The organism is Cytobacillus sp. IB215665 (assembly GCF_033963835.1).
Lineage (GTDB): Bacteria > Bacillota > Bacilli > Bacillales > SM2101 > Nanhaiella.
Genome location: NZ_JAXBME010000029.1, coordinates 17,359 through 34,245, shown reverse-complemented (window position 1 = coordinate 34,245; position 16,887 = coordinate 17,359). Strand labels below are relative to the sequence as shown.

Genomic DNA, 16,887 nt, shown 5'->3' with positions numbered 1-16,887 from the left:
AAGCTCTTCAGCGCCGATGGTAGTTGGGGGTTTCCCCCTGTGAGAGTAGGACGTTGCCAGGCATAAATTTTTATTATCGCGGGGTGGAGCAGTCTGGTAGCTCGTCGGGCTCATAACCCGAAGGTCGCAGGTTCAAATCCTGTCCCCGCAACCAAAGAAAAAATATGGTCCCGTGGTGTAGCGGTTAACATGCCTGCCTGTCACGCAGGAGATCGCGGGTTCGATTCCCGTCGGGACCGCCATATATAACTGACTCAAACGAAACTAGATGTTTCGTTTTTTTGTATTTGTAAACTTGACAATAACAGAGTAGTTCATCTTTAAATATTTTTAGAATTGTTTGTAGCTAAATAGTGATAAAATCCCATAAAACCTCAACAAACTGTTCTAATTTAGTGATAAAAAAGAAATAATGTATATAGAGAAATTTAGTTGTCTTTTCTTATTAAGAATTAAATTAGTATTGACTAGATTTCGTGGTATTTCAACAATAAAAGGCTTAAAGACAATTTTGATGATCAAATAATCTTTATTAAAATAATTTACTATATAAACGTGATGGAGTGGTATTTTATGAGTGTGATTGATGAATTTTCATTAATAAACAAAATTAAACCACATGTTGTAAACCAATCATCTTTAATAATGGGTATTGGAGATGATGCAGCATTAGTCTCATCAAAGGATAAGTTTGATCAAATAATATGTATTGATACGATGGTAGAAGAAGTCCATTTTAAGCGAAGTACTATGAAGCCCTATCATATTGGCTTTAAAGCTTTAGCAGCTAATATAAGTGACGTGGCAGCAATGGGGGGGATACCTCTCTATTATTTAATATCCATTGCTATACCTAAACATTGGAAGGAAGAAGATATTCTTGTCATATATGCAGGAATGAATGATCTAGCTAGAAATTATGATATGGATATGATTGGTGGAGATACTGTATCTACAAATGGTCCACTAGTTATATCGGTAACCGTCATTGGTGAAGTTGAAAAAGGAAAAAAACTTTTTCGAAGTAATGCTAAGGATGGTGATATCGTGTTTGTTACAGGGACGTTAGGTGATTCTTCTGCAGGGTTACAGTTGTTATTAGATAATGGGATTAAATATTCTTATCAATTAACTGAAAAAGATTTAGTAAACAAGCATCAAATGCCTTATCCTCGTGTGGAGGTTGGCCGTTTGCTGGCATGTTATAATAGGGTAGCGTTAAATGATATTAGTGATGGATTAGCTAGTGAAGCAAATGAAATTGCTGAAGCTAGTAATGTTTCAATATATCTTGAAGAAGGTCTCATTCCTTTAAGTAAACAAATACGTGATGTTTGTAGTGAGGAAGCTGTTATCAAAGCTCTGTATGGTGGAGAGGATTACGAACTCATAGGTACATTGCCGCAGAGTGATTGGAAACATTTTGAGAAAGAATGTGTTAAACAAAATTATAAGGTAACAGCGATTGGGCAAGTGAAATCTGGAACTTCAGAAGTTTTACTACAAACAAATGACGGGAAAGTTAAACCGGTACAAAAAAAAGGCTATAACCATTTTAACAATTGATAGGTGAAGAAGATGAAAACTTATGAAATTATAACTGATTCTGCTGAGCAAACAATGAAAATTGCACACGAGCTAGCTAATTATTTGCAGCAGGGTGATGTGATTGTACTAGAAGGTGATTTAGGTGCAGGCAAAACAACATTTACTAAAGGTTTAGCGAAAGGACTAGGGATTACAAGAAATGTAAATAGTCCTACTTTCACAATCATTAAGGAGTATCAAGGTAAAGTACCTCTTTATCATATGGACGTATATAGATTAGAAAATGGGTATGAAGATCTTGGATTTCAAGAATATTTCGAAGGAAATGGAGTCACAGTTGTAGAGTGGGCTCATTTAATTGCTGATCAGTTACCAGTAGAACGACTAGTAGTGAGAATTAATCATATGAGTGAATATAAACGGAAGCTTATGCTAGAACCTATTGGCGTACGTTATGAACAAGTATGTAAGGAGATATTAAGCAAATGACAGTGTTAGCAATTGATTCTTCAAATGATGTGATGGGTATTGCTCTTGTTGATGAAAGTAAGGTTATTGGAGAAATAATTACAAATGTAAAAAAGAATCATTCGATTCGTGTCATGCCTGCAATTGAATCATTATTGCAGGACTCTAATATTTCAACAAAGGAACTATCGAAAATAGTTGTTGCAAAAGGACCAGGTTCTTATACTGGTGTAAGAATCGGTGTTACAATTGCAAAAACACTAGCATGGTCATTACAAATCCCACTTTCAGGCGTATCAAGCCTAGAAGTACTCGCAGCAAATGGGCATTTTTTTCCTGGATATATTTCACCGCTATTCGATGCCAGGCGGGGACAAATTTATACGGGATTGTATTCATATAAAGCTGATGGATTGCAGCAAGTGAAACAAGATCAAAATGTTCTCTCATCTGACTGGGCTAAGTCATTATCATCACTCGATAAACCAATATTATTGTTAGGTAATGACGTTGATTTACATAAAGAAGTAATGATCAGTGAGCTTAGGGGTAAAGCAGTGTTTGCAGCTGAGAGTTTAAACAATCCAAGACCAGCTGAATTGGCATTGCTAGGAATGCATAGGGAAAATGAGGATATTCACCAGTTTTCACCGAATTATATTCGCCTTGCTGAAGCAGAAGCGAAATGGTTAGAAGCACAGAAAAAAGAAAGTGGAACTGCAAATGGAAACAACAACATTGTTTAGGTTAATGAATGTTGAGGATATTCAAGATGTACTGAAGGTGGAGGAGGCATCCTTTGCTACCCCTTGGAGTAAGGACATCTTTTTAAGTGAAATTAATAATAACAAATACGCCCATTATATCGTAGCGGAAGAAGACGGGCTAGTTATTGGATATTGTGGGGCATGGATTATAGTAGACGAAGCTCATATTACGAATGTAGCTTTGTTACCAGAATGTCGTGGCAGGAAACTAGGAGAAGCCATGCTAAAGCAGCTGATGGATTTTGCAAAAGCACTTGGAGCAAAGACGATGACATTAGAGGTAAGGGTATCAAATATAATTGCCCAATCGCTCTATCGCAAATTAGGATTTAATGATGGGGGAATTAGGAAGAATTACTATACAGATAACCAAGAGGATGCATTAATAATGTGGGTGAATATATAATGGAACAAATACAAAATCAAATTATTTTAGCAATCGAAACAAGCTGCGATGAAACGGCTGTAGCAATCATAAAAAATGGGTGTGAAATTTTAGCGAATGTTGTAGCATCCCAAATAGAAAGTCATCAGCGTTTTGGAGGAGTTGTGCCAGAAATAGCCTCTAGACATCATGTAGAGCAAATTACCATTGTGCTTGAAGAAGCGCTAAGGCAGGCGCAAATATCATATAACGAGATCGATGCAATTGCTGTTACTGAAGGGCCAGGATTAGTCGGAGCCTTGTTAGTTGGTGTCAATGCTGCCAAAGCTATTGCTCTTGCGCACAACATTCCTATTATTGGGGTTCACCATATAGCTGGACATATTTATGCAAATCAACTAGTATCTGAAATGAAATTCCCACTTATATCATTGGTTGTTTCAGGTGGGCATACAGAATTAGTATATATGGAAAAACACGGATCATTTAAAGTAATTGGAGAGACACGTGATGATGCTGTAGGTGAAGCTTATGATAAAGTTGCAAGAACATTGGGACTACCATATCCAGGTGGTCCTCACATTGACCGACTAGCTCATGAAGGAGAAGCGACGATTAAGCTTCCTCGAGCTTGGCTTGAAGAAGGTTCTTTTGATTTCAGTTTTAGTGGATTGAAATCTGCTGTGATAAATACATTACATAATGCGAAGCAACGTGGTGAGGATTTAGAAACAAAAGATATCGCAGCAAGCTTTCAAGCAAGCGTAATAGATGTATTAGTCACAAAAGCGATGTTAGCTGTTGATAAGTATAATGTCCAACAAGTATTATTAGCTGGTGGTGTAGCTGCTAATCAAGGGTTAAGAGCTGCTCTTAAAGAAAAATTTTCGTCAAAGGATGATATAGAATTAATTATTCCTCCGCTAACTCTATGTACAGATAATGCGGCAATGATTGCAGCAGCAGGTAGTGTATTATTTAAACAAGGAAAGCGTTCGGACATGGCTTTAAATGGGAACCCTGGCCTTGATATTGAGCAATAGTAAAATGAATAATAACATAACAGTGTTATGAAAGACCGTGATTCTTCCTAAGGATACGGTCTTTTTCCACACCTTTATCCACAGAAAAAATACTATTGTGGAAAATTAGTAACAAAAGCTAGTTTAAAAGCACTTTTGAAGCAAGTGGATAAGTGGATAACTTTGATAAAAACTGTGGATAATGTGTAAAAGTCGGTGTATAACATACATTACAATGAATTGTTTGTGGATAACTATGTGGAAGAGTCAACTACAATCCATATGAAGTGTAAGAAACATCTTTTTTGCAATAATTGTAGTGCTTATTGGGGGCTTGCGCTTCTCTTCTGTATCCCTAGCCTCTCGAGGTCGTTTCACTACAATCCTAAAAGGTAAAAAGCACCTTCTAGGATTGTAGTTCCAACGCTTGTCGAGGCAAAACAGTCGTCTCCACTTTTCTTCTAATCATGGAGTGTTTCCCATTCGGTCATTAATTGTTCTAGTTGCTCCTGGTACTGTGAGTTTTCTTCATTAATCACGGCCACTTTTTCGTGATCTTGAAAGATAGTTGGGTCACATAGGAGAGTCTCATTTTTATCTATTTTTTCTTCGAGTTTTGATATCTCTATTTCTAGCTCTTCGATTCTTCTTTTTCTTTGACGCTGTAATTTCTTCATTTCCTTGTCTTGTTCATAAGTCAGCTTCGTCTGTGTTTTATCTTCCTTGATTGAAGGACTAACTACTTTTTGTTCATTTAGCAGCTTAAGTTCTTCAATTTCTGCTTTCTTTGATATGAAATAATCATAGTCTCCCAAATATTCAGTAATACCGTTTGTAGTAAGTTCATACACTTTCGTAGCTAGTCGGTTTATAAAATAGCGGTCGTGGGAGACGAATAGAATTGTACCAGGATAGTCAATCAATGCATTTTCAAGTACTTCTTTACTATCCAAGTCTAAATGGTTTGTAGGCTCATCCAAAATTAACAGATTAGCTTTTTGTAACATAAGCTTTGCTAACGCAAGTCGTGCCTTTTGGCCACCACTAAGTGTTGATACCGGCTTCAACACATCATCACCTGAAAATAAAAAGTTGCCTAACACTGTCCTTATATCCTTCTCGGGTTTTGATGGGTACTCATCCCAAAGTTCATTAAGAACACTTTTATTTGAACTAAGATTTGCTTGTTCTTGGTCATAGTATCCAACTTTAACATTTGATCCAAAAGAAAATTCTCCTTGTAGGGCTTGTATCTTATTAATCGCTGCCTTGAGTAAAGTTGATTTCCCAATACCATTTGGACCTACCAAAGCTACACTGTCACTTTTCATGATTTGAAAATTGATATGTTGGATAATAGGCTTGTTGTTTTCATAAGAAACAGAAATGTCTTTAGCTTTTAAAACTTCATTTCCACTTTGACGTTCGATGTCGAAGTGGAACGAAGCCGATTTTTCATCTCCAGTAGGCTTATCTAGGACTGTCATTTTCTCCAGTTGTTTTCTTCTACTTTGTGCTCGTTTTGTTGTTGAAGCTCGTGCTAAGTTTCGTTGAACGAAATCCTTAAGCTTGGCAATTTCACCTTGCTGCTTTTCATAAAGCTTTAAATCGTGTTCATAATTTTCTGCTTTCTTCTTTAAATAATCACTATAATTACCGATGAATTTTGCTGAATTAGTTCGAGATATTTCGTATACTTGTGTAACGACTTTATCAAGGAAATAACGGTCATGAGATACGATGAGAATAGCTCCTGGATAGCCGAGTAAATATTGCTCCAACCAAGTAAGAGTATCAATGTCAAGGTGGTTAGTAGGCTCATCTAGTATTAATAAATTTGGCTTTGCTAATAATAGCTTCCCTAGAGCAAGCCTCGTTTTTTGACCACCACTTAAAGATGATATAGGTGTTGAGTAATTAAAGCTGGAAAACTGAAGTCCGTGTAGAACAGCTCGTACATCAGCTTCATATTGATAGCCACCTTGTTCTTTATATTGAATTTGTAAATGATCATACTCTTTTAATAGTTTGTCGTAATCTGCCTTGTTTGACATAAGGCTTTGATTGGACATTTTTTCTTCTAGTTTACGTAATTCTATCTCCATTTTTTTTAACGGTTCAAACACGGTTAACATTTCTTCCCAAATAGATAAGTCCGAATCTAAGCCACTATGCTGTGCTAAATATCCAATAGAAATATCTTTCGGTTTCATGACGCTTCCGCTATCATGAGACATGTATCCTGCTATTATTTTCAATAAGGTTGATTTTCCAGCGCCGTTACGGCCAACGACAGCTATTCTATCTTTCAATTGTACTTCTAGCTTTATATTCGATAAAATAAGATCAGATCCAAAATATTTTGTGAGCTGATTCACTTGTAACACTATCATGTTAGTTCACCTCTGTTATAATAGTTTTAGTGTATCTTAAAATGTATGAAATGAGCAATATTCTTTCACTGGATTCCAATGTTTAACTATCTAAGGTTTGAGAAGTGCTTATTTTTAACAATAGTTCAGTTTGATTTGTATGCGCTTTCTTAGTGAAGATATTTTAGACTTAGCTTTTATATCATGTACGATGTATAGGCTCTTTTCATAAAATTTTTTGCAATTGACCTCATTTATTAAGAGGAAAGAAGCTACGACCGCTAGGTTTATACGTATTTTCTCTTAAAACGAATAACAGCAATTAATGCGAAAAAAGCCTTGTACTAAGACATAAATAGGATTTCTCATAGTATTTGTTGCACCTTTTCATCATTAAAACTATAACAATAGGCTAAATTATTAATTACAATTGCCACACCACTTACGAAAAAGCCATTTACTAAGAAGGTGATAGAAACGGACTTGGGTGTACATATAGTTTTCACGCCTTGTTAAAGTAACGACAGGATTGTAAAAATAGTGTAGTATAGTCATATTGAGAGGTGAAAAGCAACAGTGTCTTCATTTACACATTTTAATGATCAAGGTAGAGCAAAGATGGTTGATATTTCTGAAAAGGGCGAAACATTAAGAACTGCTATAGCGAGATCAAGTATCTCAGTTAGTAAAGAAATTTATGAACAAATTATTCATTCAAAAATAAAAAAAGGGGATGTTTTAGCTGTAGCTCAAGTGGCTGGTATTATGGCTGCAAAAAAAACATCAGATATTATCCCGATGTGTCACCCAATTAGTTTAAAGGGTGTCGATATCACATTTACATGGGAAGAAGAAAAGCACTTATACAAGCTTATTATTATCGTAGAAGTTAAAACGAAGGGTAGTACAGGTGTTGAAATGGAAGCTTTAACTGCTGCTAGCACATGTGCCTTAACTGTTTATGACATGTGTAAAGCAGTTGATAAAGGTATGGTTATTGGTCCAACTTATTTATTAGAGAAGACTGGTGGAAAGAACGGAGACTTTATTAGAGAGCAGTGAATGAATAGCTGTTTGAATGTGGGGGAATAGAAGTGAATAACGAACAAACAAAAATTCCACAAGCTACTGCAAAGCGTTTACCATTGTATTATCGATTCATTAAAAATCTTCATGCTGCAGGTAAGCAGCGCGTATCTTCTGCTGAGTTAAGCGAGGCTGTAAAAGTAGATTCAGCAACAATACGTAGAGATTTTTCGTATTTTGGTGCTTTAGGTAAAAAAGGGTATGGTTATAATGTTAATTATTTATTAACGTTTTTTCGACAAACACTAGATCAAGATGAACTGACAAAAGTGGTGTTAATCGGGGTCGGGAATTTAGGTACTGCATTTTTAAATTACAATTTTATTAAAAATAATAATATGAAAATTGAACTTGCATTTGATGTTGATGAGCAAAAAATTGGCACTACAGTTGGAGATGTTCCTATTTATCATATGGATGATTTAGAAAAATATATTACCAAAGATGTAAGTGTTGCCATCTTAACTGTACCTGCACCAGTTGCTCAAGGGATGACCGATCGTTTAGTAGAAACAGGTATTAAGGGTATTTTGAATTTTACACCAGCTCGAATTAATGTACCTGACCATATTAGAATTCATCACATTGATTTAGCAGTTGAGTTACAATCTTTAGTATATTTCCTTAAAAACTACCCAACTGAATAGTAGCTCTACTGGCATTGTGGTCGTTTAGATGATCATCGAGTTATAATAACAATATATGCTTTATAATGATAGATCAGGAAAATTATTTGTAATTTATGATGGAGGTGAGACCAATTAACATAGGAATAGGAAGTCTTATATTAATTTTAGTGATCGCACTCGTTATCTTTGGTCCAAATAAGCTTCCTCAATTAGGAAAAGCTGCTGGAGAAACACTTAGAGAATTTAAGAGAGCGGCACAAGACATTGCAAATGAAAATAATAAAAAGAAGTAACATTAGGATGAGAAAGTATGAATGATAGTAAAGAAATGTCTGTATACGATCATATAGGAGAGCTAAGGAAGCGTCTAATTATCGCAGCCGTTTTCTTTGTTGTTGCTACAATTGGAAGCTTTTTTTTGGCTGAGCCAATCATTGTCTATTTACAACAGGCTGATGAAGCAAAAGAGCTGACGATGAATGCATTTTCCTTAACTGATCCAATAAAAATTTATATGCAATTTGCTTTTATTATAGCTTTTGTAATTACTGCACCAGTTATTTTATATCAGCTTTGGGCGTTTATTAGCCCAGGTCTATATGAAAAAGAACGGAAAATCACTTTAAGTTATATACCAATATCAGTGTTACTATTTTTAGGTGGAGTTTCATTTTCCTATTTTATTCTATTTCCATTTGTTATTGAGTTTATGACGAGGATATCTGAACGGCTAACGGTTAATCAAGTTATTGGCATAAATGAATACTTCCAATTTCTATTTAAAATCACTATTCCATTTGGAATATTGTTTCAGCTTCCTGTCGTTGTGATGTTTTTAACTAGACTTGGCATAGTCTCGCCTATGTTTTTAGCGAAAATAAGAAAATACGCATATTTCGTTTTACTAGTTATAGCAGCATTTATTACGCCACCAGAGCTCATTTCACATCTGATGGTGACGATACCTTTATTTATTCTATATGAAATAAGTATCTTTATCTCAAAAATAACCTATCGGAAAGTGGAAAAACTAGAACAGGAACTCCTGACTGAAAATGAGTAATAACCATACAATAAACCATAACAAAGTTAATCAAAGTGAGTTTTTACAAATTGTAGAGGCTCACTTTTTTCATGTAGTATTTTCTAGCGGTTATTTTGTGAGTATATGCAAGTATAAAGGTCGTATTAATATCTTATATAAAGCATTCAATAAATGAAGAAAGTAATGATGTTAATGAGCAATAAAACAACAAAATTGTTTGAGGTTGATTTATATAAACCTATTCAAGAGCATTTTATAGAACAGGGGTATGAAGTATATGGAGAAGTCAATCATTGTGATATAGCAGCTATAAAAGACGATGAGCTAGTGATCGTGGAGCTTAAGCTTAATATAAGTATAAAGCTGTTAATACAAGCTACTAAAAGGCAGCGTTTATCCGATCAGGTGTATATTGCTATCCCGAGGCCTACATATTCTTTGCGTTCTAAAAAATGGCAGGATATATGTTATTTGGTCAGAAGGTTAGAATTAGGCCTTATGATTGTAACTTTCAAAAATGGTACTGCACTGGTAGAAATCATTCTAGCCCCAGCTGACTTTGATCGGAAAAAAAGCATGCAAAGCAGCAAAAAAAAGAGAGATTTACTTTTAACTGAAATGCAAGGCAGGCATCGTGACCATAATGTTGGTGGAAGCAAGAATCAAAAAATCATGACGGCGTACAAAGAAAACTGTATTCATATTGCTTGTTGCCTCGAACGTTTAGGTCAGTTATCAACAAGTGATCTTCGCCAAATGGGAACGGGTGACAAAACTGTATCTATTCTTAATAAAAATTATTACGGCTGGTTTGAAAGGGTGCGAAGAGGAACTTATTCACTTAGTGATAAGGGTAAGAATGAGCTAACTTCATATCCACAACTTGTTCACTATTACGGTGAATTAATAGCAAATAAGCTTGGTTGATACAGAGAATGGTATTTTGGGTAACTCATATGTATTTAGAGAAGAAAAGATGTCCCGAACATATTCGTGCTTAGCAAAAAGCAACAATTAATGTGAAATTAGCCATAGAATAAAACAACCTTCCTGTTAACTAGGAAGGTTGTTAATTATTTTATATTTTTTAGTTTGTTATGAAAGATAAACATACGAATAGCCACTCCAAAATCAAGGGTGGCTACAAAAGACAATATGAGAGTGGGGAAATTCCAAATTGTTTCTTGAGCTGATTGAATTGCGAGATATGTGAAAACGATTCCTATAAAACTATATATAAATCCAAAAAATAAAGGTGAGCGGCGCATATGTTATAATCCTCCAATAATCGACTGCATTTGTTCCAGTTGTTGTCGCATTTGTTCAATGTCATCCTTGTAGATAGTTTGTATTAAGACCACAAATGTATTCATTGAAACGTGTGCAATAATAGGTACGAGTATTCTTTTTGTTTTCACATAAAGAAAGGCAAAAGTAAATCCCATTGAACTGTATATGAGTATGTGCTCTGGCTCACCATGAACTAGGGCGAATATGACAGAACTAATAAGTGCTGATATCCAAAAATTATATTTCTTATACAACGAGCCAAAAATGATCTTTCTAAAAATGATTTCCTCTAATATTGGTGCGATGATTGAAGTGACAATAATGAATAACGGGACCAATTCAAAAATTCCGATAAGCACTTCAGTATTTTCTGACCCTGGATTAATTCCAAGTAACATTTCAATATTTGCTGCTAAAGATTGTGCAAATAACGCAAGGAAAATACCTGCGATTGACCAGAAAATGGCTTTGCCAGTAGAGGGGTAATCTTCAGGAATCACTCTGTTAATCATATCTTTTTTCATAATGAAGAGAATAATCATTAATCCGAGGATAAAGCTAATTACAGCCCAATAACCAACCCTAATGACTAGCGCAATATCATTAGAATGAGCATCCTCGCCTACACCTAAAATTTCTAATAATGGCACACCTAAAGTCGCAGAAAATTGGACGATAATATACGCGATAATTACATACCAATAATGTCTTTCGAACGGTGGAAATATCTTTTTAATCAATAAAATAATCTCCTTTAAATGTTTGTTCATGCTGCTTTGGTTTAAAATAGTATTTTGCTATTTGGGAATGCCTTGTTTCCCTTCGCAGCTTTTAGAGGTCACCATGTCATTTTATCAGAAAGAAAAATCCCTATTCAAATGATATACCTTAATGATTTGACATTGTTAGCCTATTTAACGATTTTCATCATAGTTGTCCGATTAAAATATGCACTAATAATGTATGTCCGATATACACGGGTTAGTACAATACTTACCGTATTTTATCACAGTATTCTAACATACTCATGTATATTATGTTTTTTATGTTTATTCCTACGTATTTGTGACATAATTTTAAAGGGTTAAATGATAAAGATATTTACATAAGAAGGTATAAACTTTATTTCAATCATGTAAAACCTACTTAGCGTTCCAAATACATCAACATCAGCAATATTAACTCTACAGAGATCCTAGAAATGGGTTGTTTTTGATTTAAATAATGTTTTTCGTACTAAGCAATTGCCAAGTACTTAACTAGAGTTATGGCATCTTTCTTCTGTAAAGCAATGATAACCGTATAAAACACTTTTTCTATGCTGGTATCAATAGCGGCAAAGATTACGAAAAGAGTCTTTCTATATTGAAGACTATGACAAGAAATAAAGCCAAGCTCTAATTGTGTAATAAAAAATGGGACGAATGTCGTGGTTATACAAGGGAGAACTTGTCTATTTATGGGGTATATATGAAATTAGGAATTTTTTTCTGCTTTAGACTTGCAAAAACATGTGAGATTCATTAATATAATAGTTGTGTTAGCACTCAAGTATAGCGAGTGCTAATAGAAGAATATTGAACAATAATACCATTTAAATTATTTGAGGAGGTTGTTTCACTTGTTAAAGCCATTAGGTGATCGTGTTGTTATTCAAATTGAAGAAACAGAAGAAAAGACTGCAAGTGGTATCGTATTACCGGATACTGCAAAGGAAAAGCCTCAAGAAGGAAAAGTTGTAGCTGTTGGTTCTGGTCGAGTACTAGACAGCGGTGAGCGTGTAGCTCTTGAAGTAGCTGTAGGTGATAGTATCATCTTCTCAAAATATGCTGGTACTGAAGTAAAATCTGACGGTAAAGAATACTTAATCGTACGTGAAAGCGATATTTTAGCTGTACTTAGCTAATTTTATCCACCTTTGTACTTAACATAATGTGTAATGTTCAACAGCATATGGATTGAACATTATTTAATAGATTAGGAAAATTTGAGGAGGTAAAACAATATGGCAAAAGATATTAAATTTAGCGAAGAAGCACGCCGTTCTATGCTAAGTGGTGTAGATGCACTAGCTAATGCTGTAAAAGTTACATTAGGACCTAAAGGACGTAATGTAGTATTAGAGAAAAAATTTGGTTCTCCATTAATTACAAATGATGGTGTTACAATTGCAAAAGAAATCGAATTAGAAGATGCATTTGAAAACATGGGTGCAAAGCTAGTTGCTGAAGTAGCTAGTAAAACAAATGATGTAGCTGGTGACGGTACTACTACAGCAACTGTTTTAGCACAAGCAATGATTACTGAAGGTCTTAAAAACGTAACTGCTGGTGCAAACCCTATGGGCGTTCGTAAAGGAATTGAGAAGGCTACTAAAGTTGCAGTTGAAGAGCTTAAAGCAATCTCAAAACAGATTGAAGGTAAAGAATCAATCTCTCAAGTAGCTGCAATTTCTTCATCTGATGAAGAAGTAGGTCAATTAATTGCAGAAGCTATGGAACGTGTTGGTAATGATGGTGTTATCACTATTGAAGAATCAAAAGGCTTCGCAACTGAATTAGAAGTTGTTGAAGGTATGCAATTCGACCGTGGATATGCTTCACCATACATGGTTACTGATTCTGATAAAATGGAAGCTGTTTTAGAAAATCCATATATTTTAATCACTGATAAGAAAATTGCTAATATCCAAGAAGTGTTACCTGTATTAGAGCAAGTTGTTCAACAAGGTAAACCACTTTTAATGATTGCTGAAGATGTAGAAGGTGAAGCTTTAGCTACATTAGTAGTAAACAAACTTCGTGGTACATTTAATGCAGTAGCTGTTAAAGCTCCTGGATTCGGTGACCGTCGTAAAGCAATGCTTGAAGATATTTCTATCCTAACTGGTGCTGAAGTAATCACTGAAGACCTAGGATTAGACTTGAAAGCTACTACTGTTGCTCAATTAGGTCGTGCTTCAAAAGTTGTTGTAACAAAAGAAAATACAACAATTGTTGAAGGTACTGGCGCATCTGATAAAATTGCAGCACGTGTAAACCAAATTCGTACACAATTAGAAGAAACAACTTCTGAATTTGATAAAGAAAAATTACAAGAGCGCCTAGCTAAATTAGCTGGTGGCGTAGCGGTAATCAAAGTTGGTGCAGCTACAGAAACTGAATTAAAAGAACGTAAGCTACGTATCGAAGATGCTTTAAATGCAACTCGCGCAGCTGTTGAAGAAGGTATTGTTTCTGGTGGTGGTACTGCGCTAGTAAATGTACACAGCAAAGTAGCAGCAATTGAAGCTGACGGAGATAAAGCTACTGGTGTAAATATCGTCTTACGTGCACTTGAAGAGCCAATTAGACAAATCGCTCACAACGCTGGCCTAGAAGGATCTGTCGTTGTAGATCGTCTAAAACGTGAAGAAGTTGGAGTAGGCTTCAACGCAGCAACTGGCGAGTGGGTTAACATGATCGACACTGGTATCGTTGACCCAACAAAAGTTACTCGTTCAGCATTACAAAACGCAGCATCTGTTGCAGCAATGTTCTTAACAACTGAAGCTGTAGTAGCTGACCAACCTGAAGAAGGTGGCGCACCTGCTATGCCTGACATGGGCGGCATGGGTGGAATGGGCGGAATGGGCGGCATGATGTAATCTGCCCCTCAAACCCTTGATATAAAAGGATTTGCCTATATGATGTCCAGTATGGGTAACATTTAGGTAACGTGAGGTTATAAAAAATTAGAGGTTTTCCATTAGTTGAGCAAACTTTTGGGAAGCCTCTTTTTTCATAGACTTAGTAATATGTAAATACACATGTTTTGTCGTGTCATCATCTTTATGCCCAAGACGTTCCATGATTTCAGGTAAACTCACTTCAGCCTCTGCAAGTAATGATGTATGTGTATGTCTTAACGAGTGTGGAGTTAATTCAGAATATAGTCCTGAAATTTTTAATAATCACCTCATTCTGTTTTCATGTCTAACTTGTGATTGGTTTAGTAAACAAAAGGTAAGTTGTGTTTATTAAATAAAAATACACGAGTGATGAGGTGGTGAATAGTTTAATTTGAGATGGTTAGTTAAAAAACAAGATTTATATAGTGTTACTTACATCATAAGGACTTGATGGAAGGTAAGTATTTAAGTAATTCTTGTTCTATTTGGCGAAGAGTTTTCCCATCTGTCTCAATCCCATTTTTTTCTGCCATCCTTAGTGTTGATTTGTAATCTTCAGCAGTATAATACTCATCGTATATTTCAAATGTTCTTTTTTTACGTATTTCCATTATTTCTGCTAACAACTGCTCTGATGATTTGTCTTCAAAGTTAATTCCTAATTTATGCGCTTCCCTATATAGACTAATTTGTGATTTTCCTTCCATGATTTCTTGGTTAATTTCCACTTGAGTCTTGCCAGCTGTTTTTACACGAAAAGCGCTTATTCTCCGTTTTACCATTTCTTCTTCAGGTAAATGATCATCCCCTTCATATCCTATGATACTAAAGCCCTGTTTTCCGAGTATACGGTAGTAGTTATCCTTATTTATTTGATTTCCTTGTAAATCTATAATTCCACTTTCACCATCAAATTTTATCACTAGCTTGCCATCGAAAGTTTTTAAGCCCTCATAATCATACATCCAAAGAGATTTATCTTTAGAAAATTGATTAGATACACCCTTTACTCGATCAAAAAAATTGTTGTTATAAGCTAAAGTAATTACTGTTACACTTCCAAATGCAATAGTAGAAGCAACCACTGTTGCTACAATGATTTTCTTCATAATTAAGACTCCTTTAATATGTTTTAGTTTTGATTTTAAATGTATTGTAATGTCCAATTCTTAATATTATGGGTAGATATTTCTTAAGATTATCTTAATAAACCAAGCACGACATTAAAATGAGCTTAAAAGTATATCAATTTTTAGAGATGAATAATTTTAATATAAACGCATTAGTACATCGTTTCCTGAAAAAGGTAACACGAACTCTAGTTGAGTACGTGTTTATTAATACGAAAAATAACAATCAATGTGAAAACAACCACTTTAAAAAAACACCTCATAAGCCAATCTAAGGTGTTTTAAAAGAAACAGTTATTTATTATTCATTATTCATTATTCTTGGATTCCTTGATCCCATTAATAATAGCTAATTTTATTATCCAATAAAGAACGAAAAATTTAACAAACGCAATAAAAAATTGGTAAATTAATCCTTTGGTAAAATATGAGTTGACCAACAAATTTCTTATGTTTTCCATGATTTCGAACATAATTACCTCCAGTTAAAACTTGTGTATATATAAAGTGTTTTCTGTGTATTATTACCAAAAACATAAGAATTATATTAAACACAAGATAAGCAGCGAGTAACTTGGGGAGGTATAAGTAAAATGTTATGGAAACTCAAGAGTTACTGTGAAAGACTTGGATCTAAGAATCATATATATATAGTCAAATTGAATTTAACTACACAACGATAGTTTTATATTACAACTTTTACAGACATCTCCCCACACAATAATATTTAGAAAGCCATATATATATATATAATATTTAAGGGAGATGAGGGAATGAGTAACCAATTGTGTAGAGGTAATGGAGAAGGATTTGAGATAGTTGACTTTCAATTTCATATTCCTTCAACAAACCATGTGGACTTAGGATCTCTTTCAACTGATTCAAATTATCCTACAACAATTGCACTGTTAACACTAAATAACTTAAAGCCTGGTGATATTGTATTGCTAAGTTGGACATTTGTATTAAACAACCAAGGTGGTGATGAATTTACTCATCAAGTATGGAGAGGGGATACAACTATTCATAGGTCAATCAGAGGAATTGAAGGTGGCGGAGAAGATATTAGTATAACATCTTCTCAAACGATTGATAAAATTAATAGTTATCAATGTGCTACTTATAGATTAACTGGTTTTGCAAATAACCCTGACATAAACCTTAATGGTCCTGTTAATTTTAGCGCACAGCAATTAAGACCGAAGATCAAGTAATGAAATCTATAAGTTTACAAGTGGGTTAGGTGTTTTCGTAGTGAATTCCAATTTATAGTAAATAATGGTTAGTTTTTTTCTTTAAATAAAATAGGTACAAAAATCAATGAAAAAAAAATGAAATACTGCTGTGATTATTAATATAGAACCTATTTTCACAGTCCCCATGTAATTTTATAACTAAAAATAATAGTACCATACATTGTAAAGGAAAACGCCGAAGTTATGAAACTTAAGATAGATTATGTTTGATAGAAAAGA

General features: G+C 34.6%; 17 protein-coding genes, 2 tRNA genes and 1 pseudogene. 15 read left to right on the top strand and 5 right to left on the bottom strand.

What is annotated here, in order from left to right; genetic code table 11:
• The first annotated feature begins 77 nt into the window (after positions 1-77).
• The 7 genes from SLH52_RS22425 (at position 78) to tsaD (ending at position 4,211) form a co-directional block, all read left to right on the top strand.
• Positions 78-154, top strand: a tRNA-Met gene (locus SLH52_RS22425).
• Positions 155-166: 12 nt separating this feature from the next.
• A tRNA-Asp gene (locus SLH52_RS22420) sits at positions 167-242 on the top strand.
• A gap of 331 nt (positions 243-573) precedes the next feature.
• A complete protein-coding gene (gene thiL, locus SLH52_RS22415) occupies positions 574-1,566 on the top strand; it encodes a thiamine-phosphate kinase (RefSeq protein ID WP_413785575.1) in 993 nt (330 codons plus the stop codon).
• Between the two features lie 12 nt (positions 1,567-1,578).
• Positions 1,579-2,037, top strand: a complete 459-nt coding sequence (tsaE, locus tag SLH52_RS22410) for a tRNA (adenosine(37)-N6)-threonylcarbamoyltransferase complex ATPase subunit type 1 TsaE (RefSeq protein ID WP_320211426.1) — start codon at positions 1,579-1,581, stop codon at positions 2,035-2,037.
• Positions 2,034-2,762: a tRNA (adenosine(37)-N6)-threonylcarbamoyltransferase complex dimerization subunit type 1 TsaB gene (tsaB, locus tag SLH52_RS22405; protein WP_320211425.1), complete on the top strand. Its 729-nt coding sequence runs from the start codon at positions 2,034-2,036 to the stop codon at positions 2,760-2,762. Before tsaE ends, tsaB begins: the two co-directional genes overlap by 4 nt.
• The gene (gene rimI, locus SLH52_RS22400) at positions 2,740-3,189 is read left to right on the top strand and encodes a ribosomal protein S18-alanine N-acetyltransferase (RefSeq protein ID WP_320211424.1); all 450 of its coding nucleotides are present in this window, start codon (positions 2,740-2,742) and stop codon (positions 3,187-3,189) included. The genes tsaB and rimI overlap by 23 nt, the downstream gene beginning before the upstream one ends.
• Positions 3,189-4,211 carry a tRNA (adenosine(37)-N6)-threonylcarbamoyltransferase complex transferase subunit TsaD gene (gene tsaD, locus SLH52_RS22395; protein ID WP_320211423.1) on the top strand — a complete coding sequence of 341 codons (1,023 nt, stop codon included), beginning with the start codon at positions 3,189-3,191 and terminating at the stop codon, positions 4,209-4,211. The genes rimI and tsaD overlap by 1 nt, the downstream gene beginning before the upstream one ends.
• 440 nt (positions 4,212-4,651) lie before the next feature.
• On the opposite strand, the gene SLH52_RS22390 is transcribed toward tsaD, so the two are convergent.
• Entirely contained in the window at positions 4,652-6,583 is a 1,932-nt protein-coding gene (locus SLH52_RS22390; RefSeq protein WP_320211422.1) for an ABC-F family ATP-binding cassette domain-containing protein, read from the bottom strand.
• 555 nt (positions 6,584-7,138) lie between these two features.
• Between SLH52_RS22390 and moaC the strand changes: the two genes are divergently transcribed.
• The 5 genes from moaC to SLH52_RS22365 all read left to right on the top strand — a co-directional run bounded on the left by moaC (position 7,139) and on the right by SLH52_RS22365 (position 10,249).
• On the top strand, positions 7,139-7,624 hold the full coding sequence (gene moaC, locus SLH52_RS22385; protein ID WP_320211421.1) for a cyclic pyranopterin monophosphate synthase MoaC: 486 nt from the start codon (positions 7,139-7,141) through the stop codon (positions 7,622-7,624).
• Positions 7,625-7,656: 32 nt separating this feature from the next.
• A complete protein-coding gene (locus tag SLH52_RS22380; protein ID WP_214484453.1) occupies positions 7,657-8,295 on the top strand; it encodes a redox-sensing transcriptional repressor Rex in 639 nt (212 codons plus the stop codon).
• A 95-nt stretch (positions 8,296-8,390) separates the two neighbouring features.
• Positions 8,391-8,570 carry a twin-arginine translocase TatA/TatE family subunit gene (locus SLH52_RS22375; protein WP_214484454.1) on the top strand — a complete coding sequence of 60 codons (180 nt, stop codon included), beginning with the start codon at positions 8,391-8,393 and terminating at the stop codon, positions 8,568-8,570.
• A 17-nt stretch (positions 8,571-8,587) separates the two neighbouring features.
• Entirely contained in the window at positions 8,588-9,340 is a 753-nt protein-coding gene (tatC, locus tag SLH52_RS22370; protein ID WP_320211420.1) for a twin-arginine translocase subunit TatC, read from the top strand.
• A 153-nt stretch (positions 9,341-9,493) separates the two neighbouring features.
• Positions 9,494-10,249 carry a DUF2161 domain-containing phosphodiesterase gene (locus SLH52_RS22365; protein ID WP_320211419.1) on the top strand — a complete coding sequence of 252 codons (756 nt, stop codon included), beginning with the start codon at positions 9,494-9,496 and terminating at the stop codon, positions 10,247-10,249.
• A 146-nt stretch (positions 10,250-10,395) separates the two neighbouring features.
• On the opposite strand, the gene SLH52_RS22360 is transcribed toward SLH52_RS22365, so the two are convergent.
• Together SLH52_RS22360 and SLH52_RS22355 are read right to left on the bottom strand one after the other, a co-directional pair.
• Positions 10,396-10,590 (bottom strand): YdiK family protein, encoded by a 195-nt coding sequence (locus SLH52_RS22360; RefSeq protein WP_320211418.1) that lies wholly within the window; start codon positions 10,588-10,590, stop codon positions 10,396-10,398.
• Positions 10,591-10,593: 3 nt separating this feature from the next.
• Positions 10,594-11,352 carry a type II CAAX endopeptidase family protein gene (locus SLH52_RS22355; RefSeq protein ID WP_320211417.1) on the bottom strand — a complete coding sequence of 253 codons (759 nt, stop codon included), beginning with the start codon at positions 11,350-11,352 and terminating at the stop codon, positions 10,594-10,596.
• A gap of 881 nt (positions 11,353-12,233) precedes the next feature.
• Between SLH52_RS22355 and groES the strand changes: the two genes are divergently transcribed.
• Positions 12,234-12,518 carry a co-chaperone GroES gene (gene groES / locus SLH52_RS22350; RefSeq protein ID WP_214484459.1) on the top strand — a complete coding sequence of 95 codons (285 nt, stop codon included), beginning with the start codon at positions 12,234-12,236 and terminating at the stop codon, positions 12,516-12,518.
• Between the two features lie 99 nt (positions 12,519-12,617).
• Positions 12,618-14,258 (top strand): chaperonin GroEL, encoded by a 1,641-nt coding sequence (gene groL / locus SLH52_RS22345; protein WP_320211416.1) that lies wholly within the window; start codon positions 12,618-12,620, stop codon positions 14,256-14,258.
• An 87-nt stretch (positions 14,259-14,345) separates the two neighbouring features.
• On the opposite strand, the pseudogene SLH52_RS22340 reads toward groL, so the two are convergent.
• Both SLH52_RS22340 and SLH52_RS22335 read right to left on the bottom strand, forming a co-directional pair.
• Positions 14,346-14,564: pseudogene (locus tag SLH52_RS22340) on the bottom strand (tyrosine-type recombinase/integrase); the annotation flags it as partial.
• 155 nt (positions 14,565-14,719) lie between these two features.
• A complete protein-coding gene (locus tag SLH52_RS22335; protein WP_320211415.1) occupies positions 14,720-15,391 on the bottom strand; it encodes a hypothetical protein in 672 nt (223 codons plus the stop codon).
• A 794-nt stretch (positions 15,392-16,185) separates the two neighbouring features.
• On the opposite strand from SLH52_RS22335, the gene SLH52_RS22330 reads away from it, so the two are divergent.
• Complete coding sequence (locus SLH52_RS22330) at positions 16,186-16,626, top strand: hypothetical protein (protein ID WP_320211414.1); 441 nt, start codon at positions 16,186-16,188, stop codon at positions 16,624-16,626.
• Positions 16,627-16,887: the final 261 nt, after the last annotated feature.